This window comes from Agromyces aerolatus (assembly GCF_031432255.1).
GTDB lineage: Bacteria > Actinomycetota > Actinomycetes > Actinomycetales > Microbacteriaceae > Agromyces.
In genome coordinates, this window is record NZ_JAVKGQ010000015.1 from 61,631 (window position 1) to 84,970 (window position 23,340).

Genomic DNA, 23,340 nt, shown 5'->3' on the forward strand with positions numbered 1-23,340 from the left:
CGGATTCGCCGGCGTGCGCCGATCGCGAGGCTGTGATGCACCGGCCGGATCGGCCGGGTCGACGAACGAAGGATCCGCCATGCTCACCGAACTGACGACGTCAGCCACGCTCGCCTCCAGTCATGTCGCCGGCCCCTGGGCCGCCGGCTGGGGCTGGCTGTTCTTCCTGATCCCGCTGTTCTGGATCGCGGTGTTCGCACTGCTGTTCGCGTTCCTCGGGCGCCGTTGGCGCCGTGCGGCGTGGGCCGGCGACGGATCCTACGGTCCGCCGTGGGCGCGCGCGGGTGCCGTGAGCGCCGAGCAGACCCTCGCCGAGCGGTTCGCAAAGGGCGACATCGACGAGGTCGAGTACCGGGCCCGCCTCGAGGTGCTGCGTGCGAACCGTCCGAACGCCTGACTAGCGCGACAGCAGCAGCGCCTCGCCCTGCCCGCCGCCGCCGCACAGGGCCACGGCCGCGCGTCCGCTGCCGCGGCGTGCGAGCTCGAGCGCGGCGTGCAGGGCGAGACGCGCGCCCGAGGCGCCGATCGGGTGGCCGAGCGCGATGGCGCCGCCGTGGATGTTCACGCGATCGCGCGCGAGATCGAGGTCGCGCATCGACTGCAGCGAGACCGCGGCGAACGCCTCGTTGATCTCGACCAGGTCGAGATCGGCCGCCTGCCAGCCCTCGCGTCCGAGCGCTGCAGCGATCGCGTTCGACGGCTGCGAGTGCAGGGAGTTGTCGGGCCCGGCGACCTGACCGGATGCGCCGATCACGGCGAGCCATGGCAGGTTCCGTTCCTCGGCCCAGGCCCGGCTCGCGACGACGACCGCGGCGGCGCCGTCGGAGAGCGGCGAGGAGTTGCCCGCCGTGATCGTCCCGTCCGCGCTGAACGCCGGCCGGAGCTTCGCGAGCACCTCGACCGTGGAGTCGGGCCGGACGCCCTGATCGGCGTCGACCACGACCGGGTCGCCCTTGCGCTGCGGGATCTCGACGGCCACGATCTCGTCCGCGAACAGCCCCTCGGCCTGAGCCTCGCCCGCGCGCACGTGCGAGGCCGCGGCGATCTCGTCCTGCTCGGCGCGTTCGATGCCGTACCGGCCGTTGACGCGCTCGGTCGACGCGCCCATCGACTCGTGGTCGAACGCGTCGGTGAGGCCGTCGAGTGCGGCGTGGTCGACGAGCTCGACCGAGCCGTACGGCGTGCCGCGCCGGGAGCCGGGCAGCAGGTGCGGTGCGTTGGTCATCGACTCCTGCCCGCCCGCGACGACCACGTCGGCCTCGCCCAGCCGGATGAGTCGTGCCGCGTCGGTGATCGCGACGAGCCCGGAGAGGCAGACCTTGTTGACCGTCGTCGCGGGCACGCGCCACGGGATCCCGGCGGCGACGGCCGACTGCTTGGCCGGGTTCTGGCCGGCGCCCGCCTGCAGCACCTGCCCCATCAGCACGGCGTCGACGTCGTCGGGCGAGATCCCGGCCCGTTCGATGGCCGCGCGGATGGCGACGGCGCCGAGCTCGGCCGCGGTGCGCGCGGCGAGGTTGCCGCTGATGCGGGCGAACGGGGTGCGGGCACCGGCGATGATGACGGCTTCGGTGGGCATCGATCAGACTCCTTCGTCGGGGACGCGCCGGAGGCGCGCGTCTGCACGACCAGTCTACGGTTCAGTTAAGGCGGATTCACCGAGTTGTCCGAGCTGGATCCGCAGACGCGCCCGGCACTGTACGACGCCGCGCGCGGAAGCGCCAGTCCCTGCCGGCCCGCGGCCGTCGGTCGGACGATGAGTCACGTCGACGACGGGAGGCGATCATGGCCGAGACACGACACCACGAGGCATCCGCCGACCAAGGGGATCGGAAGGCGGGTGCGCCGGATCCGGACGATGCCAGGAAGCCGCAGAGCCCGCCTGAGCTGTCCAGACGCTCCTGGCTGTACGTCGCGCGGAAGAGCTTCAGGGAGTTCCTCGACGACCAGTGCACGGACTCCGCCGCGGCGCTCACCTACTTCGGCGTGCTCGCGCTGTTCCCCGGGCTGCTCGCGTTCGCCTCGCTGCTCGCCCTGGTCGGCCAGGGCGGACGCGCGATCGACGCGCTGCTCGGCATCGCCGAGCAGGTGGCGCCGGGCGAGGCCGTCGAGGTGATCCGCGAGCCGCTCGAGCAGTTCAGCGGGTCGCCGGCCGCGGGGCTCGGGTTCTTCACGGGCCTCATCATCGCCATCTGGTCGGCCTCCGGGTATGTCGGCGCGTTCAGCCGGGCGATGAACCGCATCTACGAGATCGAGGAGGGGCGGCCGTTCTGGAAGCTGCGCCCCGTGCAGCTGTTCGTGACCGTGATCGCGCTCATCCTGCTCGTGCTCGTCGCCGTGCTGCTCGTCGTCTCGGGCCCCGTGACGAGGGCCATCGGCGGGGCGCTCGGGCTCGGCGAGGCCTTCCAGATCGTGTGGGAGATCGCCAAGTGGCCCGTGCTCGCGATCGTGGTCATCCTCATCATCGCGATCCTCTACCACTCCACGCCGAACGCGAAGCAGCCCAAGTTCCGTTGGATCAGCGTGGGGGCGGTCATCGCGATCCTGCTCCTGGTCATCGCGTCAGCCGGCTTCGCGCTGTACGTCGCGAACTTCTCGAACTACGACCGCACCTACGGCTCGTTCGCCGGAGCCATCGTGTTCCTGCTGTGGCTCTGGATCGCGAACTGCGCGCTGCTGTTCGGCGCCGAGTTCGAGGCGGAGCTCGAACGGGGGCGCGAGCTGGAGGCCGGCATCGCCGCCGAGGAACGGATCCAGCTGCCGCCCCGGGACACCAGGAAGATCGACAAGGCCGCGAAGCAGGAGCAGAAGGACCTCGAGCTGGGCCGGCAGATCAGGGAGGCCCACGCCGGCGAGCACGAGGCCGAACGCGGAACCGACGGCGATCGCCCAGCGAGCCGGAAGTAGACTCGTGACGTGCCCGCAGTGAATCTCGGAATGCCCAAAGTCCCTGAGGTCTTGGCGCCGCGACGCAAGTCCCGCCAGATCAAGGTGGGCAAGGTGCTCGTGGGCGGCGACGCCCCGGTGAGCGTGCAGTCGATGACCACGACGCCCACCACGAACATCAACGCGACGCTGCAGCAGATCGCCGAGCTCACGGCGTCGGGGTGCGACATCGTGCGCGTCGCGGTGCCCAGCCGCGACGACGCCGAGGCGCTGCCGATCATCGCGAAGAAGAGCCAGATCCCGGTCATCGCCGACATCCACTTCCAGCCGAACTACGTGTTCCAGGCGATCGACGCCGGCTGCGCCGCCGTGCGCGTGAACCCCGGCAACATCCGCAAGTTCGACGACAAGGTCGGCGAGATCGCCGCCGCCGCGAAGGCCGCAGGTGTGAGCCTGCGCATCGGCGTCAACGCGGGCTCGCTCGACCCGCGCCTGCTGCAGAAGTACGGCAAGGCGACCCCGGAGGCGCTCGTCGAGTCGGCCGTCTGGGAGGCGAGCCTGTTCGAGGAGCACGACTTCCACGACTTCAAGATCTCGGTCAAGCACAACGACCCGATCGTCATGGTCAAGGCGTACCGGCTCCTCGCCGAGCGCGGCGACTGGCCGCTCCACCTCGGCGTGACCGAGGCCGGTCCCGAGTTCCAGGGCACCATCAAGAGCGCGACCGCGTTCGGCATCCTGCTCGGCGAGGGCATCGGCGACACCATCCGCGTCTCGCTCTCGGCGCCGCCCGCGCAGGAGGTGAAGGTCGGCCTGCAGATCCTGCAGTCGCTGAACCTCCGTGAGCGCAAGCTCGAGATCGTGTCGTGCCCGTCGTGCGGCCGAGCGCAGGTCGACGTCTACAAGCTCGCGAACGACGTCACCGACGGGCTCGAGGGCATGACCGTGCCGCTGCGCGTCGCCGTCATGGGCTGCGTCGTGAACGGTCCGGGCGAGGCACGCGAGGCCGATCTCGGCGTGGCGTCCGGCAACGGCAAGGGGCAGATCTTCGTCAAGGGCGAGGTCATCAAGACCGTGCCCGAGTCCGAGATCGTCGAGACCCTCATCGCCGAGGCGAACCGCATCGCCGACGAGATGGGCGTGGACGCGCCGGTCGGCAGCCCCCAGGTCCTCACCCCCTGATCGACACGTCGAAGGGAGCCGCCATGAGCGACGAGAAGTACGAGTATCCCGACGAGGCGGGCTATCCCGACGGCACGGGCACGCTCGACGAGGGCACCGGCCGCGAGGGCACCGGCCGCGAGGGGCTGGCGGGCGGCGACGACGCCGAGGCCGACGCCGCGGAGGCCGAGCTCGGCGAGTTCGCGATGCAGGACGAAGAGGACGTCGACGGCGTCTGAGCCCGGCGCCGGGCCCGAGGCATCCGTTCGCCCGTGATCGTGAGCGCCATAGAATCGTCTGGTGCCCACACGCCTGACGAACTTCTTCCTCCGCACGCTCCGCGAAGACCCCGCCGACGCCGAGGTGACGAGCCACAAGCTGCTCGTCCGCGCCGGGTACATCCGGCGCCAGGCGCCGGGCATCTTCGCGTGGCTGCCGCTCGGCCTCCGGGTGAAGGGCAAGATCGAGCGGATCATCCGTGAGGAGATGACCGCGGCGGGCGCGCACGAGGTGCACTTCCCGGCGCTGCTGCCGCGTGAGCCGTACGAGCTCACGAACCGGTGGACCGAGTACGGCGACGCCCTGTTCCGGCTGCAGGACCGCCGCGAGTCCGACTACCTGCTCGCGCCCACGCACGAGGAGGTCTTCACCCTGCTCGTGAAGGACCTGTACTCGTCGTACAAGGACCTGCCGCTCACGATCTACCAGATCCAGGACAAGTACCGCGACGAGGCACGGCCGCGCGCGGGTCTGCTGCGCGGGCGCGAGTTCACGATGAAGGACGCGTACTCGTTCGACGTCTCCGACGAGGGCCTCGACGCGTCGTACCAGGCGCAGCGCGACGCGTACGAGCGCATCTTCACGCGGCTCGGCCTCGACTACGTCATCGTCAAGGCCGACGCGGGAGCCATGGGCGGGTCGAAGTCCGAGGAGTTCCTGCACCCCACGCCCGTCGGCGAGGACACCTTCGTGCGCTCCGCGGGCGGATACGCCGCGAACGTCGAGGCGTTCACGACGGTCGCGCCCGATCCGATCCCGTTCGACGGCCTGCCCGAGGCGACCGTCCTGGACTCGCCGAACACGCCGACCATCGCGACGCTCGTCGACCTCGCGAACGCCGAGTACCCCCGGCCGGACGGCCGGGCCTGGACCGCGGCCGACACGCTCAAGAACGTCGTGCTCGCGCTCACCCACGTCGACGGCACACGCGAGCTCGTCGTCGTCGCGCTGCCGGGCGACCGCGACGTCGAGATGAAGCGCGTCGAGGTCGCCTTCGCGCCCGCAGAGGCCGAGCCGGCGACTGAGGCCGACTTCGCGGCCAACCCGGGCCTCGTGAAGGGGTACATCGGGCCGTGGTCGCCCGAGGGCCCCGTGCTCGGGGCCGAGTCGACCACGGGCATCCGCTACCTCGTCGACCCCCGGGTGGTCGACGGCACCGAGTGGATCACGGGCGCGAACCTCGACGAGAAGCACGTGTTCGGGCTGGTCGCGGGCCGCGACTTCGTCGCCGACGGCACCATCGAGGCCGCCGACGTGCGCGCGGGCGACCCCGCGCCCGACGGCTCGGGCCCGGTCGAGCTCGCGCGCGGCATGGAGATCGGGCACGTCTTCCAGCTCGGTCGCAAGTACGCCGAAGCCCTGGGCCTCAAGGTGCTCGACGAGAACGGCAAGCTCGCGACCGTGACCATGGGCTCGTACGGCATCGGCGTCACGCGCATCCTCGCGATCATCGCCGAGCTGCACAATGACGACAAGGGCCTCATCTGGCCGGCGTCGGTGGCCCCGTTCGACGTGCACGTGCTCGCGACCGGCAAGGACGCCGCGGTGTTCGACGTCGCCGAGGGGATCGTGGCCGACCTCGAGGCGGCCGGGCTCGACGTGCTCTACGACGACCGGCCGAAGCTCTCGCCCGGCGTGAAGTTCGCCGACGCCGAGCTCATCGGCGTGCCGAAGATCGTGATCGCCGGCCGCGGCGTCGCCGACGGCGTCGTCGAGATCTGGGACCGCGCGAGCGGCGACCGCACGCAGGTGGCCATCGGTGACGTGCGGTCGGCACTCCGCGGCTGATCGGCTACCGTAGACATCTGCCGCATGATCGACAGCGGCGTGAGAGCTGAATAAGGGAGGCCGGGGATGGATATCGACCTCAGCGTGCTGCGGATGATGGAGCGCGAGAAGGAGATCCCCTTCGACGAGTTGGTGCAGATCATCGAGCAGGCCATCCTCATGGCGTACCTCAAGCACACCAACCCCGGCCAGCACGGGCACGCCAACCCGAACGGCGCGCGTGCGCACCTCGACCGCAAGACAGGGCACGTGTCGGTCTACGTGCCCGAGCACGATGAAGACGGCGAGGTCATCGGCGAGGTCGAGGACAGCCCGAGCGACTTCGGCCGCATCGCGGCGTTCGCCGCCAAGCAGGTCATCAACCAGCGCCTCCGCGACCTCGCGGACGACGCGGTGCTCGGCGAGTTCCGCGGGCGCGAGGGCGACATCGTCGCGGGCGTCATCCAGCAGGGGCCGAACCCCAGGATGGTGCACATCGACCTCGGCACGGTCGAGGCGATCCTGCCGCCCGAGGAGCAGGTGCCCGGCGAGGAGTACCCGCACGGCCAGCGCATCCGCGTGTACGTGACGAGCGTCGCGAAGGGTCCGAAGGGGCCCTCGATCACGGTGTCGCGCACGCACCCGGCGCTCGTGCGCAAGCTGTTCGCGCTCGAGGTGCCCGAGATCGCGTCGGGCGTCGTGGAGATCGTCTCGCTCGCGCGCGAGGCGGGCCACCGCACGAAGATCGCGGTGCGTGCCAACCAGCCGGGCGTGAACGCCAAGGGTGCGTGCATCGGCGAGCTGGGCCAGCGCGTCAGGGCGGTGACCTCCGAGCTCGGCAGCGAGAAGATCGACATCGTCGACTGGAACGAAGACCTCGCGACGTTCGTCGCGTCGGCCCTGTCGCCCGCGAAGGTCACCAGCGCGTTCGTGATCGACGAGTCGATGAAGGCGGTCCGGGCGCTGGTCCCCGACTACCAGCTGTCCCTCGCGATCGGCAAGGAAGGGCAGAACGCCCGGCTCGCGGCCAAGCTCACGGGCGCGAAGATCGACATCCAGCCCGACTCGGTGCTCGACGAGGCGTGAGCCGTCGCGGCGCTCGGGAGCCCGGCTGTCCCGGAGTGCTCGCGCCAGAGGTGTAAGATGGAACCCGTCAGAACGTGCATCGGCTGTCGTGCGCGTGCCCCGCGATCCTCACTTCTGAGGGTCGTGCTCCGAGAATCCCAGGTCGTCACCGATGTGTCGGCCGTGCTTCCCGGGCGGGGTGCGTGGATGCATCCGACGCTCGAGTGCTTCCGGCTCGCCGAGCGGAGACGCGCCTTCGGGCGCGCACTCCGTGCGCAGGGCGAGCTGGATTTCCATGGAGTAGAGAACAGGCTGAACGGCTAATGGATTACTCATGAGCGGCTCGAAATGAGACCCGACTAACTACGGTCTGCCCCTGTCCGGGCGCAGGCCCGGAACAGGAGAGAAGTGGCTGCGAAACCACGCGTACACGAGATCGCGTCTGAGCTCGGGGTCGACAGCAAGGTCGCCCTCGAAAAGCTCAAGGAGATGGGCGAATACGTCAAGGGCCCGTCATCCTCGATCGAACCCCCCGTCGCCCGCCGGCTGAAGGCCGCGCTCGAGGCGTCAGGGGCGAAGACCCAGGCGGCACCCGCCGCCGACGGTGCGGCGAAGCCCGGCGCGAGCCGTCCCGCAGCGCCGAAGCCCGGCCCGAAGCCGGGACCCCAGGCCGCGGCGCCCGCCGATGACGCCGCACCGACGGCCGACGCACCGATGTCGGTCGCCGAACGCCAGGCCCAGGCCGAGAAGGCCCTGGCCGAGAAGGCCCAGGCCGAGAAGGCCCAGGCCGAGCAGGCGAAAGCCGAGCAGGCGCAGGCCTCCGACACGCAGGCCGGCCCCGACTCGGGCTCCGCGCCCACGTCGGACGCCGTGAAGCCCGCCGCGCCGAAGCCGGCCGGTGCCGCGCCGCGCCCCGGGCCCAAGCCCGGCGGCTCGCGCCCCGGCAACAACCCCTTCGCAAGCTCTCAGGGCATGGGCCAGCGTCCCGCGCAGCCGCGCCCGGGCAACAACCCGTTCGCGAGCTCGCAGGGCATGGGCCAGCGCCCGACGCCCGGCAACATCCCGCGGCCGCAGGCGCCCCGCCCCGGCGCTCCGCGTCCGGGCGCCCCGCGTCCCGGCGGCGCAGGTCGCCCCGGTGGCGGCGGTCCGCGTCCCGGAGCCCCGCGTCCCGGCGGGTTCCGTCCCGGTGCTCCGGGCGGCGCGGGCCGTCCGGGCGGTCCCGGCGGTGCCGGTGGCGGCTTCCAGCGTCCCGGCGGCGGCTTCGGCGGCCCGCGTCCCGCGGGTGGCGGCGGTCGTGGTCGTGGCCCCGGCGGCGGCACGGCCGGTGCGTTCGGTCGCGGTGGCGGCAAGAGCAAGTCGCGCAAGTCGAAGCGGACGAAGCGGGCAGAGTTCGAGATGCGGGAGGCTCCGTCGCTCGGCGGGGTGAGCGTGCCCCGCGGCGACGGCGAGACGGTCATTCGGCTGCGTCGCGGCTCCTCGATCTCGGACTTCGCAGACAAGATCGACGCCAACCCGGGCTCGCTCGTCACGGTGCTGTTCCACCTCGGTGAGATGGCGACCGCGACCGAGTCGCTCGACGAGGCCACGTTCGAGGTGCTGGGCGCCGAGCTGGGGTACAAGATCCAGGTCGTCTCGCCGGAGGACGAGGACCGCGAGCTGCTCGAGGGCTTCGACATCGACCTCGACCAGGAGCTCGAGGACGAGGGCGACGACGTGCTCGAGGCGCGTCCGCCGGTCGTGACCGTCATGGGTCACGTCGACCACGGTAAGACGCGACTGCTCGACGCGATCCGCAACGCGAACGTCGTCGCGGGCGAGGCCGGCGGCATCACCCAGCACATCGGTGCGTACCAGGTGCACACCGAGCACGACGGGCTGGACCGCGCGATCACCTTCATCGACACCCCGGGTCACGAGGCGTTCACCGCCATGCGTGCACGTGGTGCGCAGGTGACCGACATCGCGATCCTCGTGGTCGCGGCCGACGACGGCATCATGCCGCAGACGATCGAGGCGCTGAACCACGCGCAGTCGGCCAACGTGCCGATCGTGGTCGCGGTCAACAAGATCGATAAGCCCGACGCCAACCCGGCGAAGGTGCGTCAGCAGCTGACCGAGTTCGGCCTCGTGGCCGAGGAGTACGGCGGCGACGTGCTGTTCGTCGACGTCTCGGCCCGCGAGAACATCGGCATCCAGGAGCTGCTGGACGCCGTGCTGCTCACCGCGGACGCCGGGCTCGACCTGCGCGCGAACCCCGACAAGGCCGCGCGTGGTGTCGCGATCGAGGCGAAGCTCGACAAGGGCCGTGGCGCGGTCGCGACCGTGCTCATCCAGTCGGGCACGCTCAAGGTCGGCGACGCGATCGTCGCGGGCACGGCCTATGGGCGTGTGCGTGCGATGAGCGACGAGAACGGCGACCCGGTGAAGGCCGCGACGCCGTCGCGTCCGGTGCAGGTGCAGGGTCTGTCGAGCGTGCCGCGCGCGGGTGACACCTTCCTCGTCACCGAGGAAGACCGCACCGCGCGTCAGATCGCCGAGAAGCGCGAGGCCGCCGAGCGCAACGCGCAGCTGGCGAAGGCCCGCAAGCGCATCTCGCTCGAGGACTTCACGCGTGCGCTCGAAGAGGGCAAGGTCGAGGCGCTCAACCTCATCATCAAGGGCGACGTGTCGGGTGCCGTTGAGGCGCTCGAGGAGTCGCTCATGAAGATCGAGGTCGACGACTCGGTGCAGCTGCGCATCCTGCACCGTGGTGTGGGTGCCGTGACCGAGTCGGACATCGACCTGGCCACGATCGACAACGCGATCGTGATCGGCTTCAACGTCCGGCCCGATGTGAAGGCGCGCGAGCGTGCCGCCCGCGAGGGTGTCGACGTGCGCTTCTACAACGTCATCTACAACGCGATCGACGACATCGAGGCCTCGCTCAAGGGCATGCTCAAGCCCGAGTACGAAGAGGTCCAGTCGGGTGTCGCCGAGATCCGCGAGGTGTTCCGCTCCTCGAAGTTCGGCAACATCGCGGGTGTCATCGTGCGGTCGGGAACGATCACGCGGAACGCCAAGGCGCGCGTTATCCGCGACGGCGTCGTGGTCGGCGACAACCTCGCGATCGAGTCGCTTCGCCGGTTCAAGGACGACGTCACCGAGGTCCGGACGGACTTCGAGGCGGGTATCGGCCTCGGCAAGTACAACGACATCCAGGTCGGTGACGAGATCGAGACGATCGAGATGCGCGAGAAGCCTCGCGCGTAAGACACAGCACGGGGGTGGCGGTGATCCGCCGCCCCCGTTCTGCTCCCCGGAAGGAGTTCAAGCATGGCCGATCCGCAGCGGGCCAGGAAGATGGCCGACCGCATCAAGGAGATCGTCGCGCGCCGACTCGACAAAGGTCTGCGCGACCCGCGTCTGGGGTTCGTGACGATCACCGACGTGCGGGTGACCGGTGACCTGCAGCACGCCTCGGTGTTCTACACCGTGTACGGCACCGATGAGGAGCGCCGCGACTCGGCGCTTGCGCTGAAAGCGGCGACCGGGATGCTCCGCACCGAGGTGGGCCGCAACCTCACGTCGAGGCTCACGCCCTCGCTCGAGTTCATCGCGGACGCGATCCCCGAGAACGCCGAGCACATCGAGTCGCTGCTGCGCGAGGCGCGCACGCGCGACGCCGAGAGCGCGGATCTCGCGAAGTCGGCGCAGTACGCCGGCGACGCCGACCCGTACGTCAAGCCGCGCGACCTCGATGAGGATGACGCGGACGACGACGCACTCGACGACGAGGCATCCGATCTCTCAGACGACGCGGAGGCCGGCGGGCCTCGCTGATCGCCCCCTCCGTTGGTCGAGTGAGCTACGCGCCAGCGAGCGTATCGAGACCCGGCGTGGGGCTCTCGGGATCGGGTCACGGGGTCTCGATACGCGTGCTCGTTCCTCGCGCGCTACTCGACCGGCGAGGGGGTCACGTCTCGGGCAGGGTGTACGCGTCGTCGTCCACGACCGCGAGGCCGTCGGCGACCAGGCCGCGGATCGCGCGGTCGAGCTGTTCCACGTCAGCCCAGAGCGGCGTGAGCTCGGCGCGCGAGACCGCGCCGTGCGCGGCGCGGAGCTCGCGCATGACGAGGCCGCGCACCTGCCGGTCGCTGCCCTCGAACCTCGCCTGACGGCGCGGGCCGGGGCCGGATGCCTCGGGGTAGCCCGCGGCTCGCCAGGCGCACAGCTGCGCGACCGGGCACTCCTCGCACTTCGGGGCGCGTGCGGTGCAGACGGTCGCGCCGAGCTCCATCGCTCCGGCGTTGAACGCGTGTGCCGCGTCGCGGTCCTCGGGCAGCAGCGCCTCCATGGCCGCCAGGTCGCGCCCGGCCGACGGCGCGCCGGCCCGGGCCCGCCCCTCGACGGCTCTCGCGATCACGCGCCGCGTGTTCGTGTCGACGACGGGGTGGCGGTCGCCGAATGCGAACGCGGCGACCGCGCGCGCGGTGTATGGTCCGACGCCCTGCAGTGCGAGCAGGGCGTCGAGGTCGCGCGGCACCTGGCCGCCGTGCCGCTCGACGAGCTCGGTCGCGGCTCGGTGCATCCAGAGCGCCCGGCGCGGGTAGCCGAGCCGGTCCCACGCACGGACGGCCTCGGCCGGCGGCTCGGCCGCGAGGTCGGCGGGGGTGGGCCAGCGCGCCATCCAGGCCTCGAACCGCGGGAGCACGCGCGCGACCTGGGTCTGCTGCAGCATGAACTCGCTCACGAGCACCGCCCACGGCGAGAGGTCCGCGGCCCGCCAGGGGAGTGGCCTCGCCGCGCCCGCGAACCAGCGGACGACGGCGTCGGCGAAGCGCGCGGCGGATGGGGGAGGCATCCGTCTCAGCGTAGGCGACCGGCGCCGGCGCGGGCGTTCCGGCGTGCGAGTAGCGTGGACGCATGCGACTGGTGACGACGCCCCGGGTGGCGGTGCTGCGCGCGGTGGCGGACGGCATCATCCGCCGCTACGGCCGAGGGCGCATGATCGTCGCGGTCGCTGGGCCGGCCGGCGCCGACGCGGCCGCCCTCGCCGACGACCTGCGCGACGTGCTCGCCGAGCACGACCACGCGGTGTTCCGCGCGAGCGAGGCCGGCTTCCACCGTTCGCGCGAGGCCCAGGCCGCCTTCGGGCAGGACACACCCGAACGATACGTCCGCCACGGCATCGACGAGTCCGCGCTGCTGAGATCGCTCGTCGAGCCGTTCCGGCTCGGGGGCTCGACGGCGTTCGTGACGCGCGTGCTCGACCCGGCACGGGACGCCTGGGTCGAGCCCAGGTGGCTGACCGGTCCCGAGGACGCGATCCTCGTCATCGACGGCCGGTTCATGCTGCGCGAGCGGCTCGCCCGGCTGTGGGACTACCGGATCGCGATCGACGGCGAGCCCGCCGACCCGGCCGATGTGATCGCCTACGCCGAACAGGATCCGCGCGCCGTGGCCGACGTCGTGCTCGATCTCACGGACCCGGCGCGGCCCCGGCTCGGCTGACCGCCGCGTCACCCGCGTCGGTGCAGCGCGCTCAGCGTTCGAGCACCGCGAGCACGCGCTCGTCGGGCAGGAATCCGTCGCGCTCGACCTCGTGCACGAGCGCGACGAGCCTGCGGTTGATCGGGGCGTCCGTGCCGGCGAGCCCGGCCTCGCGGACGACGGCGCCGTTCAGGTGGTCGATCTCGGTCGGCTGGCCGCGCCGGACGCTCTGCTGCGTCGAACCGAGGTTGGGCACGCGTCCCATGCGCCTCGCCATCAGCCAGGGCAGCACCTGGCCGACCGCGAGCGGCACGCGTGCGAAGAGCCGAAGCCGGAGATCGCTGAGGCCCTGCAGCGAGCCGAACGTCGTGCCTCTGGCGAGGCCGACGCGGACGCATTCGCGCATCGAGGCCGTGACCACGCGCCGGAGGCGTGGATCGGCGATGACCTCCTGCACGCTGCGGCCGACGATGGTCGGCACCGCGTTCAGCATGTTGACGGTGAGCTTCGTCCACTGCGCGCCGCGGAAGCCCGGGATGGCGACGACGGGCACGGCCTCGGAGAGCACCGCGGCCACGCGGACGGCATCGGGCGCGACCGGGCCTTCGCCCGCACCGAGGTAGCTCGTCGCGGGCGCCGTCACGCGGACCACGCCGGGCTCGGTGTGGTTGGCGGCGATGATCGACAGCAGGCCGAGACACGAGGAGGACGGCAGGATCCTCGCGGCGGTGTCGACGCCGTCGAGGCCGTTCTGCACGACGACGACGGTCGCGCCGTCGATCAGGTCGCGGTTCGCGGTGATCGCGGCCTCGGCGTCGTGGGCCTTGGTGCACACGAGCACGAGCTCGGGGCGTCGTGTGAGCCGCTCGGCCACGGCGACCCCGGCGTGCGCGTCGCCGTACCCGCCGCTCAACCGGATGCCGTGCTCGCGGATGGCCTCGAGGCCGCGCCCGCGTGCCGTGACCTCGACGTCGTGCCCCGCGCGCGAGAGCAGCACGGCGAACATGCCGCCGAGCGCGCCCGCCCCGATGATCCCGATGCGCATCGTTTCAGCGTAGAGGAGCCCGGGGTATAGCCTTGATCGGTGATCAGCGGCATCCTCCTCGTCGACAAGCCGCAGGGGATCACCAGCCACGACGTCGTCAGCCGCGTGCGTCGGCTCGCGGGCACGCGCAAGGTCGGTCACGCGGGCACGCTCGACCCCATGGCGACCGGCCTGCTGATACTCGGCGTCAACGACGCCACGAGGCTGCTGCACTACCTCGTCGGGCTCGACAAGGCGTACACGGCGACGATCCGCCTCGGCTGGGGCACGACGACCGATGACGCCGAAGGCGAGGCGCTCGAGCACGCCTCGGCGGAGGCGGTCGCGGCCCTCGGCGAAGACCGGATCGCGGCCGGCCTGCGATCGCTCACGGGCGAGCTCGAGCAGGTGCCGAGCTCGGTGAGCGCGATCAAGGTCGACGGCAAGCGCGCCTACGCCCGCGTGCGCGGCGGCGAGACGGTCGAGCTCGCCGCACGGCCGGTGCGCGTGGCCGAGTTCGAGCTGGTCGCGCTCCGCCGCGGCACCGAATGGGTCGACCTCGACGTCAGGGTCGAGGTCTCCTCTGGCACGTACGTGCGCGCGCTCGCGCGCGACCTGGGCGCGGCGCTCGGCGTCGGCGGCCACCTGACGGCGCTCCGGCGCACGCGCGTGGGCGGGTTCACGGTCACGGATGCCTCGCCGCTCGAGCACCTCGACGTCGGCGCCGCGATCGTGCCCGCGGCCATCGCGGCACGGTCGGCGTTGCCGGTCGTCGAGCTCGATCCGGCTGCGGCGGTCGACCTCGGGCACGGCAAGCGCATCGCTGCGCCGACCGACGCCCCGGCTGATGCGCCGCTCGCCGCGATCGCGGACGACCGGCTGGTCGCCGTCGTCGAGCGTCGTGGAGACCGGCTCCGCGTCCTCACCGGGTTCCCGGCGGGAGGGGCCGCATGATCGAGTGGTTCACGTGGGTGCAGGTCGGGGTCGCCGTGATCGCCGGGGTGCTGTGCCTCGTGCTCGGCTTCGCCGGGCGTGTGCCGAGCGACGTGTCGATCGGCGCGCTGGCCCTCGTCGAGGCGCTCCTGATCGTCCAGGCCGTCGTCGCGATCGCGGCGCCCGCGTTCGGCAACGAGCCGACCGGCAGCGTGCTCGAGTTCGTCGTGTATCTCGTGGGCGCGCTCCTGATCCCGCCCGCAGCCGGCTTCTGGGCGTTGCTCGAACGCAACCGCTGGTCCACGGTGGTGCTCGGCGTCGCGGCCCTCGCGGTCGCGGTCATGGTCTACCGGATGCTGCAGATCTGGACGGTGCAGCTCGCGTGACGCGCGAGCTCGCCAGGTCCCAGTCGATGAGAGACCGGCCCCTGTTGATGAGAGACCGGCCGCTGTTGATGAGAGAATCGAACGTCATGACCTCCGCCCGCCCGACCGCCGCGACCGAGTCCCGCCGACCCCGCCGAGTGAGCGGCATCGGCCGCGTGCTGATCGCCGTGTACGGCGTGCTCGCCATAGCGGCCGTCGGGCGTTCGCTCGTGCAGATCGTCGAGAAGTTCGACGAGGCGCCCCTCGCGTACGCATTGTCGGCGCTCGCGGCGGTCGTGTACGTCATCGCGACCGTCGCGCTCATCGTCCCCGGCCGCGCGTGGTACCGGGTCGCCTGGGCGACCATCGTCTTCGAGTTCACGGGCGTGGTCGTCATCGGCACCATGAGCGTCGTCCTGCCCGAGCTGTTCCCGCACGACACCGTCTGGTCGTGGTACGGGCGGGGGTACCTGTTCATCCCGCTCGTGCTTCCCGTGCTCGGCATGTGGTGGCTCGCGAAGCACCGCCCCGCGGGGGCCGGCCGGTGAGGACGTTCGAGGGGCTGGCTTCGGTGCCGGCGGGGTTCGGGCCGTCGGCCGTCACGATCGGCAAGTTCGACGGTGTGCATCAGGGGCATCGTGCGGTGATCACCGAGCTGCGGGAGGTCGCCGAGGCCCGAGACCTCCGTTCGGTCGTCGTGACCTTCGACCGGAACCCGCTGGCGCTGCTCGCACCCGAGAAGAACCCCGATGAGCTCGTGAGCGTCCGGCAGAAGCTCGGCCTGCTCGCGACGACGGGCCTCGACGCGGCGCTGGTCCTGCCGTTCGACCGGGCGCTCGCGAGCCTCGCACCCGAGACGTTCGTGCAGCGGGTCCTCGTCGACGCGCTCGACGCACGTGCGGTCCTCGTGGGCTCCGACTTCCGGTTCGGCGCGCGCGGGGCCGGCGACGTCGCACTGCTCGAGCGGCTCGGCCGTGAGCTCGGGTTCTCGGTCGAGATCATCGACGACGTGCGACCCGAGGGCGAGCGCCGGGCGTCGTCGACCTGGATCCGCGAGCTGCTCGCCGAGGGCGACGTCGAGCATGCCGCGCTGCTGCTCGGCCACGCGCCGACGGTCTCGGGCATCGTGGTGCACGGCGCCGCGCGCGGTCGGGAGCTCGGCTACCCGACGGCGAACCTGTCGCCCGACTCGGAAGGGCTGATCCCCGCCGACGGCGTGTACGCCGGCTGGCTCACCGACGCCGGCACCCGGTATCCGGCTGCGATCTCGGTCGGCAACAACCCCACGTTCGAGGGCGTGCCGCGCAAGCAGGTCGAGGCGTATGTGCTCGACCGCGAGCTCGACCTCTACGACCGCATGGTCGAGGTCGAGTTCGTGCACCGTATCCGCGGCATGGTCGCGTTCGAGACGATCGAGGCACTGATCGAGCGCATCCAGGTCGACGTCGACCTCGCGCGGAGCCTGCTCGAGTGAGCCGCCCCGCCGAGCGCGTCGACCACGGCGGTGCGCCCGCCCCGCTCTGGGCCGGGCGGACCCTTGCGCTCATCGGCATCGTGCTGGTGGCCTTCAACCTGCGGTCGGCGGTCGCCTCGCTCTCGCCGATCCTCGCCGAGCTGGAGGCCGAGATCGAGCTCGGCGTGATCGCCATCGGCGTGCTCGGCATGCTGCCGCCGCTCTGCTACGCGGTGTTCGGCATCGTCACGCCGTCGGTCGCGAAGCGGTTCGGGCTCGAGGTGACGCTCGTGGCCGCGCTCGCGGCGCTCACGGTCGGCCTCGCGGGGCGAGGGCTCGCGCCCGACGCGCTCTGGCTCGTGCTCGCGAGCGCGCTGACGTTCGCTGCGATCGGCGTGGGCAACGTGCTGTTGCCGCCGCTCGTGAAGCGGTACTTCCCGGATCGGGTCGGGCTCATGACGACGGTCTATGCGACGGCCATGGCGGTGAGCACATTCGTGCCGCCGTTGGTCGCGGTTCCGGTCGCGACGGCCACGCACTGGCGCATCTCGCTCGGCGAGTGGGCCGTGTTCGCGGCGCTCAGCCTGATCCCGTGGATCGTGGTGCTCGTACGGCCGGCACGCGGCCGCACGGCCGGCGTGCCGCGGGAGGCGGTGCCGTCCGAGCTCGGCCGGCTCGCGCGGTCGCGGCTCGCGTGGGCGCTCACGACGATCTTCACCGTCTCGGGGTTCAACGTGTACGCCCTCTTCGCCTGGCTTCCGGCGATGCTGCACGACCTCGCCGGGACGAGCCATGCCGAGAGCGGCGCGCTGCTGTCCTGGTACGCGGCGATGGGGCTGCCCGCGAGCATCCTCGTGCCGCTCGTCGCCGCGAGGTTCGGCCGCATCAGGCCGGTGGTCTACGTCTCGGTCGTGACGCTCATCGTGGGCTACGGCGGACTCCTGCTCGCCCCGGCGACGGCGACGTGGCTCTGGGTCGCGCTCGCGGGGATCGGGCCGCTGCTCTTCCCGCTCTCCCTCGTGCTCATCAACCTGCGCACGCGTACGCCCGCCGGCTCGGTCGCGCTCAGCGGGTTCGTCCAGTCGGTCGGGTACCTGCTGGTCGCCGCCGGCCCGTTGCTGATCGGCGGGCTGCACGAGTGGACGGGTGGCTGGACCTGGCCGATCCTGATCCTCGCCGCGACCGCGGTGCCGGCCGCGATCGGCGGTCTCATCGTCGCGCGCCCGCGAATGCTCGAGGACGAGCTCGCCGAGCAGCGCGCGCATTCCCGCCGAGAGCGGTAGCGCCCGGGTCAGCCGGTCGGCTGCGGACGGTGCACGAGCGCGCCCGCGCCGATCAGCGGGCCCTCGTCGGAGAGGCCCGACGGCTCGATGCGGGTGCGCTGCACGAAGTCGAATGCGGTCCGCTCCGCGAGTGCGGCGCGCGCGTGGTCGAACAGCGCGGGGGAGACGCGCGAGAAGCCGCCGCCGATCGCGACGAGGTCGAGGTCGACGAGGTTCGTCGCCGAGGCGATGGCCTGGCCGATCGCGGTGCCCGAGCGCTCGACCGCGGCGACCGCGATCGGATCGCCCGCGGCGTGGGCGGCGGCGAGGTCTTCGCCGGTCTCGCCCGTGAATCCCTGACGGCGTGCCCACGCCACGGTGCGCGGGCCGGACGCGATCGCCTCGAGGCATCCGCGCCCGCCGCACGCGCAGGGGTCGTCGAACCCCGCGACCTCGACGTGACCGATGTGCCCGCCGTTGCCCGAGGGGCTCGGTGCAGCGGCGCCGCCGAGCAGCAGACCGCCGCCGACGCCGGTCGAGACCACCATGCCGAGCAGGTTGCGGCTGCCGCGTCCGACGCCCACCCAGGCCTCGGCGAGCACGATGCACAGGCCGTCGATGCGCAGGTCGACCGGGATGCCCGGGACCAGCCGGGCGACGTCGTCCGCGAGCGGGTGCCCGCGCCAGGCGGGCACGTTGAGCGGCGAGACGCTGCGGGTGACCAGGTCGACCGGACCGGCCGAGCCGATGCCGGCGCCGATGAGCTCGGCGTCGGCGGGCAGGGCGTCGCGCGCGGCCTCGACCACGTCGGCGACGGCGCGCTGCAGCTCGGCGGAGGCGGCTTGGGGGCCGGTGGGCCGACGGTGGCGGCTGCCGGGCAGGAGCGTGCCGCGGTCGTCGACGAGCGCGGCCTCGACCTTGGTTCCGCCGAAGTCGACGGCGAGTGCGATGGAGCGGGGCATGCGCTCAAGCCTAGGGTCTGTCGGGCCCGCACTCCGTGCGCGCGCGATCCGGCCGGACTGCTCATGTGAGCACGAATGGCTGCGAGTGTTGCTGATCGTCGTGCGGCTGCCTACGCTGGAATGCGGGATGGGAGGCGCATGGACGAGATCGACGAGCTGCTCTCGATTCGGGCTGCCGAGCTCTACTACGAAGAGAACAAGACCCAGGACGAGATCGGGCAGGCGCTGCGGCTGACCCGCTGGAAGGTGGGCCGTCTGCTCGCGCAGGCCAAGCAGCGCGGGTTCATCCGCATCGAGATCCTGCATCCCCGCGCGCGCCGGCTGCCCATCGAGCGCCGGCTCCGCGACGAACGCGGGCTCACCGAGGCGGTGGTCGTCTCATCGGCCGGCGTCTCATCACCCGAAGAGCTGCAGGCGAGGACGGCACAGGCCGCCGCCGACTATCTCACCGCGCTCCGGCCGATCCCGCGCACGCTCGGCGTCAGCTGGGGCCGCACGCTGTTCGAGATCTCGCAGCACCTGCGGAACGGCTGGGCGACCGGGGTCGGCGTCGTGCAGATCAACGGCGGCGTGAGCCTGAACCGCAGGCCGGGCACGGCGGCCGCGACGGCCGTCGGCATCGCCCAGAAGGGCGGCGGCAGCGCGACGCTCCTGCCGAGCCCGGCGATCCTCGAGCACGTCGCCACGAAGGAGGCGATCGAGTCCGACCGGGTCGTCGCCGGCGTCATCGAGCTCGCCCGTTCGGCCGACGCCTACCTCTTCAGCGCGGGCGCGGCCGACCACAGCTCGGTGCACGTCGAGAGCGGCTACCTCTCGGCCGCCGACGTCGACCTGCTCGTGCAGAAGGGCGCCGTGGGCGACGTCGTGGGCCGGTACATCGACTCCGACGGCAACATCGTCGATCCGGCGCTCGACGCCCGCACCGTGGGGCTCACGCTCGGCGAGCTGCGTGCCGCACCGCTCGCGATCGCGGTCATCGCGGGCCAGAGCAAGCATCCCGTCGCCGACGCGGTCGTGCGCAGCGGGCTGTGCTCGGTGCTCGTGACCGACGAGGCCACCGCGCTGCACCTCCTCGACGGCTGACCGCCGCGTTCGAGCGATCCCATCACCATCTGCAGGACCACAGAATCGGCAGGAACACATGACCGGCACCTCACTCGTCACGGCCCGTGAGCGCACGCTCGCGGTGCTCGGCGGCGAACCCGACGACGCGACGCTCCGTCGCTATCTGCACGGCATCGCGGGTGTCGACGCGGTCGGCCTCGAGCAGCGCGCGGCCGCGCTCGGCACACGGTCGATCAAGACCTCGTCGAAGGCGTGGGCGCTCGACCGCATCATCTCGCTCATCGATCTCACGACGCTCGAGGGGGCGGACACGCCGGGCAAGGTGCGTTCCCTGGTCGGCAAGGCGGTCACCCCCGATCCGGCGGATGCCTCGACGCCCCGCGTCGCGGCCGTGTGCGTCTACGGCGACCTCGTCGGCACCGCGGTCGAGGCGCTCGGCGGCGCGCACGGCGATCCCGACGACGGCGGGATCGCGGTCGCGGCCGTCGCGACCGCATTCCCTTCGGGGCGCGCCTCGCTCGACATCAAGCTGGCCGACACGGCCGAGGCCGTCGCCGCGGGCGCCGACGAGATCGACATGGTCATCGACCGCGGGGCGTTCCTCGCCGGGCGGTACGCCCTGGTGTTCGATCAGATCGCCGCGGTGAAGGAGGCGTGCCGGCGGCCCGACGGCACGAGTGCGAGCCTCAAGGTCATCCTCGAGACGGGTGAGCTCGTGACGTACGACAACGTGCGCCGCGCGTCGTGGCTCTCGATCCTCGCGGGCGGCGACTTCATCAAGACCTCGACCGGCAAGGTGCCGTCGGCAGCGACGCTCCCGGTGACGCTGCTCATGCTCGAGGTCGTCCGCGACTGGCACCGGGCGACCGGGCAGCGCATCGGCGTCAAGCCCGCCGGGGGCATCCGCACCTCCAAGGACGCGATCAAGTACCTCGTGACCGTCGCCGAGACCGCCGGCGAGGAGTGGCTGCAGCCGCATCTGTTCCGCTTCGGCGCGTCGAGCCTGCTGAACGACGTGCTGCTGCAGCGGCAGAAGATCCGCACCGGGCACTACTCGGGCGCCGACTACGTGACGATCGACTGACCCGAGAAGAAGGCGAACCTCATGAGCTTCCTCGAATACGCGCCCGCGCCCGAGTCGCGCGGCATCCTGTCGCTCCGCGACCAGTACGGGCTCTTCATCGACGGCGAGTTCGTCGACGGCCGGGGCACCCCGTTCCAGACCATCTCGCCCGCCGACGAAGCCCGGATCGCGACCGTCGCCAACGCGAACGCCGCAGACGTCGACGACGCGGTCGCGGCGGCGCGCCGCGCGTACGACGGCGTGTGGTCGCGCATGTCGGGGCGGGACCGCGGCAAGTACCTGTTCCGCATCGCGCGGCTCGTCCAGGAGCGGGCCCGCGAGCTCGCCGTCGCCGAGTCGCTCGACAACGGCAAGCCGATCAAGGAGTCGCGCGACGTCGACGTCCCGCTCGTCGCGGCCTGGTTCTTCTACTACGCGGGCTGGGCCGACAAGCTCGACTACGCGGGGCTCGGGCAGAGCCCGCGCGCGCTCGGTGTCGCCGCGCAGGTCATCCCGTGGAACTTCCCGCTGCTCATGCTCGCGTGGAAGATCGCGCCGGCGCTGGCCGCGGGCAACACCGTCGTGCTGAAGCCCGCCGAGACGACGCCGCTCAGCGCGCTCATCTTCGCCGAGATCGTGCAGCAGGCCGACCTGCCGCCCGGCGTCGTGAACATCATCACGGGTGCCGGGGACACCGGCGCCGCGCTCGTCGCCCACGACGGCGTCGACAAGGTCGCGTTCACGGGCTCGACCGCCGTCGGCCGGCAGATCGCGAAGACGGTCGCGGGGTCCTCGAAGAAGCTCACGCTCGAGCTCGGCGGCAAGGCCGCGAACATCGTGTTCGACGACGCACCCATCGATCAGGCGATCGAGGGCATCGTGAACGGCATCTTCTTCAACCAGGGTCACGTGTGCTGCGCAGGGTCGCGCCTGCTCGTGCAGGAGTCGATCCACGACGAGGTCGTCGACCGGCTGAAGGCGCGCCTGTCGACCCTGCGACTCGGCGACCCGCTCGACAAGAACACCGACATCGGCGCGATCAACTCGCGCGAGCAGCTCGACCGCATCCGTGAGCTGTCCGACGCGGGCGTCGCCGAGGGCGCCGAGCGGTGGAGTGCGCCGTGCGAGATCCCGGCGAACGGCTTCTGGTACGCGCCGACCGTGTTCACGAACGTGCAGACCAGTCACCGCATCGCCCGGGAGGAGATCTTCGGCCCGGTGCTGTCCGTGCTGAGCTTCCGCACCCCGCAGGAGGCGATCGCGAAGGCGAACAACACGCCGTACGGTCTCTCGGCCGGCATCTGGACCGACAAGGGCAGCCGCATCCTCGCGGTCGCGGACGGCCTCAAGGCGGGCGTCGTGTGGGCCAACACCTTCAACCGGTTCGACCCGTCGAGCCCGTTCGGCGGCTACAAGGAGTCGGGCTACGGGCGCGAGGGCGGCCGGCACGGGCTCGGCGCGTATCTCGCTCCGGCCGGTCTCGGCCGGGGCGCGGCGGGCTCGGCCGCGGCGATCGCCGCGGAGGTCGCGGGCGGCACGATCGAGCCGGCAGGGGAGTCCGCACCGGCACCGGTCGAGGCATCCGCTCAGCCCGAGGCATCCGCCCAGCCCGAGGCATCCGCCCAGCCCAAGCGACGCCGAACCGCCAAGCCCGCGAAGAAGGGATCAGCCAAGTGAGCCGCCTGTCCGTGCCGAAGACGTACAAGCTCTTCATCGGCGGCGCCTTCCCGCGCAGCGAGTCGGGCCGCACCTCCGAGGTCCGCGCGGCCGACGGCGCGTTCCTCGCCAATGCCGCGAAGGCGTCGCGCAAGGACGCCCGCGACGCGATCGTCGCCGCGCGCGGCGCGGTCTCCGGCTGGGCGGGCGCGACCGCGTACAACCGCGGCCAGGTGCTCTACCGCATCGCGGAGCTGCTCGAGGGCCGGCGGGCGCAGTTCGTCGCCGAGATCGAGGAGGCCGAGGGCGCGAGCCGAGAGACCGCGACGGCGCAGGTCGACGAGGCCATCGACCGCTGGGTCTGGTACGCGGGGTGGGCCGACAAGTTCGCACAGGTGACGGGCAACGCCAATCCGGTCGCCGGTCCGTACTTCAACATCTCGGTGCCCGAGCCGACGGGTGTGGTCGCGATCGTCGCGCCGCAGGACTCGTCGCTCGTCGGGCTGGTGTCGGCGATCGCGCCGGCCCTGGTCGCGGGCAACGCCGTGGTCGTGGTCGCGAGCGAGCGCTTCCCGCTGTCGGCGATCAGCCTCGCCGAGGTCATCGCGACGAGCGACGTGCCGAAGGGCGTCGTGAACGTGCTGACCGGCTCGCCCGCCGAGATCGCGCCGTGGCTCGCATCGCACGCCGACGTGAACGCGCTCGACCTCGTCGGCGCCGGGGAGCTCGACTGGGTCGATCTCGAGATCGCCGCCGCCGACACGCTCAAGCGCGTGCTGCGGCCCGAGGCGGGTCCGGATGCCGCGGCGCCGGCGCTCGACCGGATCGCCGCGTTCACCGAGACCAAGACGGTCTGGCACACCAAGAGCCTGCGCTGAGGATGTCTCGCGGCGGAGGGTGAGCCTCCGCTGAGGGCTTCTCGCACACGAG

Annotated in this window: 23 protein-coding genes; 19 read left to right on the top strand and 4 right to left on the bottom strand. The window is 71.9% G+C overall.

Features of this window, described 5'->3' with window-relative positions; translation table 11 throughout:
- The first annotated feature begins 79 nt into the window (after window positions 1–79).
- Window positions 80–397 (top strand): SHOCT domain-containing protein, encoded by a 318-nt coding sequence (locus RH864_RS15905; RefSeq protein ID WP_310518548.1) that lies wholly within the window; start codon window positions 80–82, stop codon window positions 395–397.
- On the opposite strand, the gene RH864_RS15910 is transcribed toward RH864_RS15905, so the two are convergent.
- Window positions 398–1,579, bottom strand: coding sequence for an acetyl-CoA C-acetyltransferase (locus RH864_RS15910; protein WP_310518549.1), 1,182 nt, complete (start codon window positions 1,577–1,579; stop codon window positions 398–400).
- Between the two features lie 206 nt (window positions 1,580–1,785).
- Here RH864_RS15910 and RH864_RS15915 point away from each other — a divergent pair, with 206 nt between their 5' ends.
- The 8 genes from RH864_RS15915 (at window position 1,786) to rbfA (ending at window position 10,977) form a co-directional block, all read left to right on the top strand.
- Window positions 1,786–2,907 carry a YihY/virulence factor BrkB family protein gene (locus RH864_RS15915; RefSeq protein ID WP_310518550.1) on the top strand — a complete coding sequence of 374 codons (1,122 nt, stop codon included), beginning with the start codon at window positions 1,786–1,788 and terminating at the stop codon, window positions 2,905–2,907.
- Window positions 2,908–2,937: 30 nt separating this feature from the next.
- A complete protein-coding gene (ispG, locus tag RH864_RS15920; RefSeq protein WP_310518586.1) occupies window positions 2,938–4,068 on the top strand; it encodes a flavodoxin-dependent (E)-4-hydroxy-3-methylbut-2-enyl-diphosphate synthase in 1,131 nt (376 codons plus the stop codon).
- Between the two features lie 23 nt (window positions 4,069–4,091).
- Window positions 4,092–4,286, top strand: a complete 195-nt coding sequence (locus RH864_RS15925) for a hypothetical protein (protein ID WP_310518551.1) — start codon at window positions 4,092–4,094, stop codon at window positions 4,284–4,286.
- Between the two features lie 61 nt (window positions 4,287–4,347).
- Window positions 4,348–6,114, top strand: coding sequence for a proline--tRNA ligase (locus tag RH864_RS15930; RefSeq protein WP_310518552.1), 1,767 nt, complete (start codon window positions 4,348–4,350; stop codon window positions 6,112–6,114).
- Window positions 6,115–6,180: 66 nt separating this feature from the next.
- On the top strand, window positions 6,181–7,179 hold the full coding sequence (nusA, locus tag RH864_RS15935) for a transcription termination factor NusA (protein ID WP_310518553.1): 999 nt from the start codon (window positions 6,181–6,183) through the stop codon (window positions 7,177–7,179).
- Window positions 7,180–7,236: 57 nt separating this feature from the next.
- Window positions 7,237–7,482 (top strand): YlxR family protein, encoded by a 246-nt coding sequence (locus RH864_RS15940; RefSeq protein WP_310518554.1) that lies wholly within the window; start codon window positions 7,237–7,239, stop codon window positions 7,480–7,482.
- Window positions 7,483–7,566: 84 nt separating this feature from the next.
- Window positions 7,567–10,407, top strand: a complete 2,841-nt coding sequence (gene infB / locus RH864_RS15945) for a translation initiation factor IF-2 (RefSeq protein WP_310518555.1) — start codon at window positions 7,567–7,569, stop codon at window positions 10,405–10,407.
- A gap of 63 nt (window positions 10,408–10,470) precedes the next feature.
- Window positions 10,471–10,977: a 30S ribosome-binding factor RbfA gene (rbfA, locus tag RH864_RS15950; RefSeq protein ID WP_310518556.1), complete on the top strand. Its 507-nt coding sequence runs from the start codon at window positions 10,471–10,473 to the stop codon at window positions 10,975–10,977.
- 133 nt (window positions 10,978–11,110) lie between these two features.
- On the opposite strand, the gene RH864_RS15955 is transcribed toward rbfA, so the two are convergent.
- Window positions 11,111–11,998 (bottom strand): HhH-GPD family protein, encoded by an 888-nt coding sequence (locus RH864_RS15955; RefSeq protein ID WP_310518557.1) that lies wholly within the window; start codon window positions 11,996–11,998, stop codon window positions 11,111–11,113.
- Window positions 11,999–12,060: 62 nt separating this feature from the next.
- Here RH864_RS15955 and RH864_RS15960 point away from each other — a divergent pair, with 62 nt between their 5' ends.
- Window positions 12,061–12,648 (top strand): nucleoside/nucleotide kinase family protein, encoded by a 588-nt coding sequence (locus RH864_RS15960; protein ID WP_310518558.1) that lies wholly within the window; start codon window positions 12,061–12,063, stop codon window positions 12,646–12,648.
- A 31-nt stretch (window positions 12,649–12,679) separates the two neighbouring features.
- Here RH864_RS15960 and RH864_RS15965 read toward each other — a convergent pair whose 3' ends face one another.
- A complete protein-coding gene (locus RH864_RS15965; RefSeq protein WP_310518559.1) occupies window positions 12,680–13,672 on the bottom strand; it encodes a ketopantoate reductase family protein in 993 nt (330 codons plus the stop codon).
- Window positions 13,673–13,711: 39 nt separating this feature from the next.
- On the opposite strand from RH864_RS15965, the gene truB reads away from it, so the two are divergent.
- The 5 genes from truB (at window position 13,712) to RH864_RS15990 (ending at window position 17,685) form a co-directional block, all read left to right on the top strand.
- Window positions 13,712–14,605: a tRNA pseudouridine(55) synthase TruB gene (gene truB, locus RH864_RS15970; protein ID WP_310518560.1), complete on the top strand. Its 894-nt coding sequence runs from the start codon at window positions 13,712–13,714 to the stop codon at window positions 14,603–14,605.
- Complete coding sequence (locus RH864_RS15975) at window positions 14,602–14,970, top strand: hypothetical protein (RefSeq protein WP_310518561.1); 369 nt, start codon at window positions 14,602–14,604, stop codon at window positions 14,968–14,970. The genes truB and RH864_RS15975 overlap by 4 nt, the downstream gene beginning before the upstream one ends.
- Before the next feature lie 86 nt (window positions 14,971–15,056).
- The gene (locus RH864_RS15980; RefSeq protein ID WP_310518562.1) at window positions 15,057–15,497 is read left to right on the top strand and encodes a hypothetical protein; all 441 of its coding nucleotides are present in this window, start codon (window positions 15,057–15,059) and stop codon (window positions 15,495–15,497) included.
- On the top strand, window positions 15,494–16,423 hold the full coding sequence (locus RH864_RS15985; protein ID WP_310518563.1) for a bifunctional riboflavin kinase/FAD synthetase: 930 nt from the start codon (window positions 15,494–15,496) through the stop codon (window positions 16,421–16,423). The genes RH864_RS15980 and RH864_RS15985 overlap by 4 nt, the downstream gene beginning before the upstream one ends.
- Window positions 16,420–17,685 carry an MFS transporter gene (locus tag RH864_RS15990; protein ID WP_310518564.1) on the top strand — a complete coding sequence of 422 codons (1,266 nt, stop codon included), beginning with the start codon at window positions 16,420–16,422 and terminating at the stop codon, window positions 17,683–17,685. Before RH864_RS15985 ends, RH864_RS15990 begins: the two co-directional genes overlap by 4 nt.
- 8 nt (window positions 17,686–17,693) lie before the next feature.
- Here the strand turns inward: RH864_RS15990 and RH864_RS15995 are convergent, their stop codons facing one another.
- Window positions 17,694–18,626, bottom strand: coding sequence for an ROK family protein (locus RH864_RS15995; protein ID WP_310518565.1), 933 nt, complete (start codon window positions 18,624–18,626; stop codon window positions 17,694–17,696).
- 138 nt (window positions 18,627–18,764) lie between these two features.
- Between RH864_RS15995 and RH864_RS16000 the strand changes: the two genes are divergently transcribed.
- The 4 genes from RH864_RS16000 to RH864_RS16015 are packed head-to-tail and all read left to right on the top strand — an operon-like array spanning window position 18,765 to window position 23,288.
- A complete protein-coding gene (locus tag RH864_RS16000; protein ID WP_310518566.1) occupies window positions 18,765–19,709 on the top strand; it encodes a sugar-binding transcriptional regulator in 945 nt (314 codons plus the stop codon).
- Between the two features lie 58 nt (window positions 19,710–19,767).
- Window positions 19,768–20,775: a deoxyribose-phosphate aldolase gene (deoC, locus tag RH864_RS16005; RefSeq protein WP_310518567.1), complete on the top strand. Its 1,008-nt coding sequence runs from the start codon at window positions 19,768–19,770 to the stop codon at window positions 20,773–20,775.
- Between the two features lie 21 nt (window positions 20,776–20,796).
- Window positions 20,797–22,431 (top strand): aldehyde dehydrogenase family protein, encoded by a 1,635-nt coding sequence (locus RH864_RS16010; protein WP_310518568.1) that lies wholly within the window; start codon window positions 20,797–20,799, stop codon window positions 22,429–22,431.
- On the top strand, window positions 22,428–23,288 hold the full coding sequence (locus RH864_RS16015) for an aldehyde dehydrogenase family protein (RefSeq protein ID WP_310518569.1): 861 nt from the start codon (window positions 22,428–22,430) through the stop codon (window positions 23,286–23,288). The genes RH864_RS16010 and RH864_RS16015 overlap by 4 nt, the downstream gene beginning before the upstream one ends.
- Window positions 23,289–23,340 lie beyond the last annotated feature (52 nt).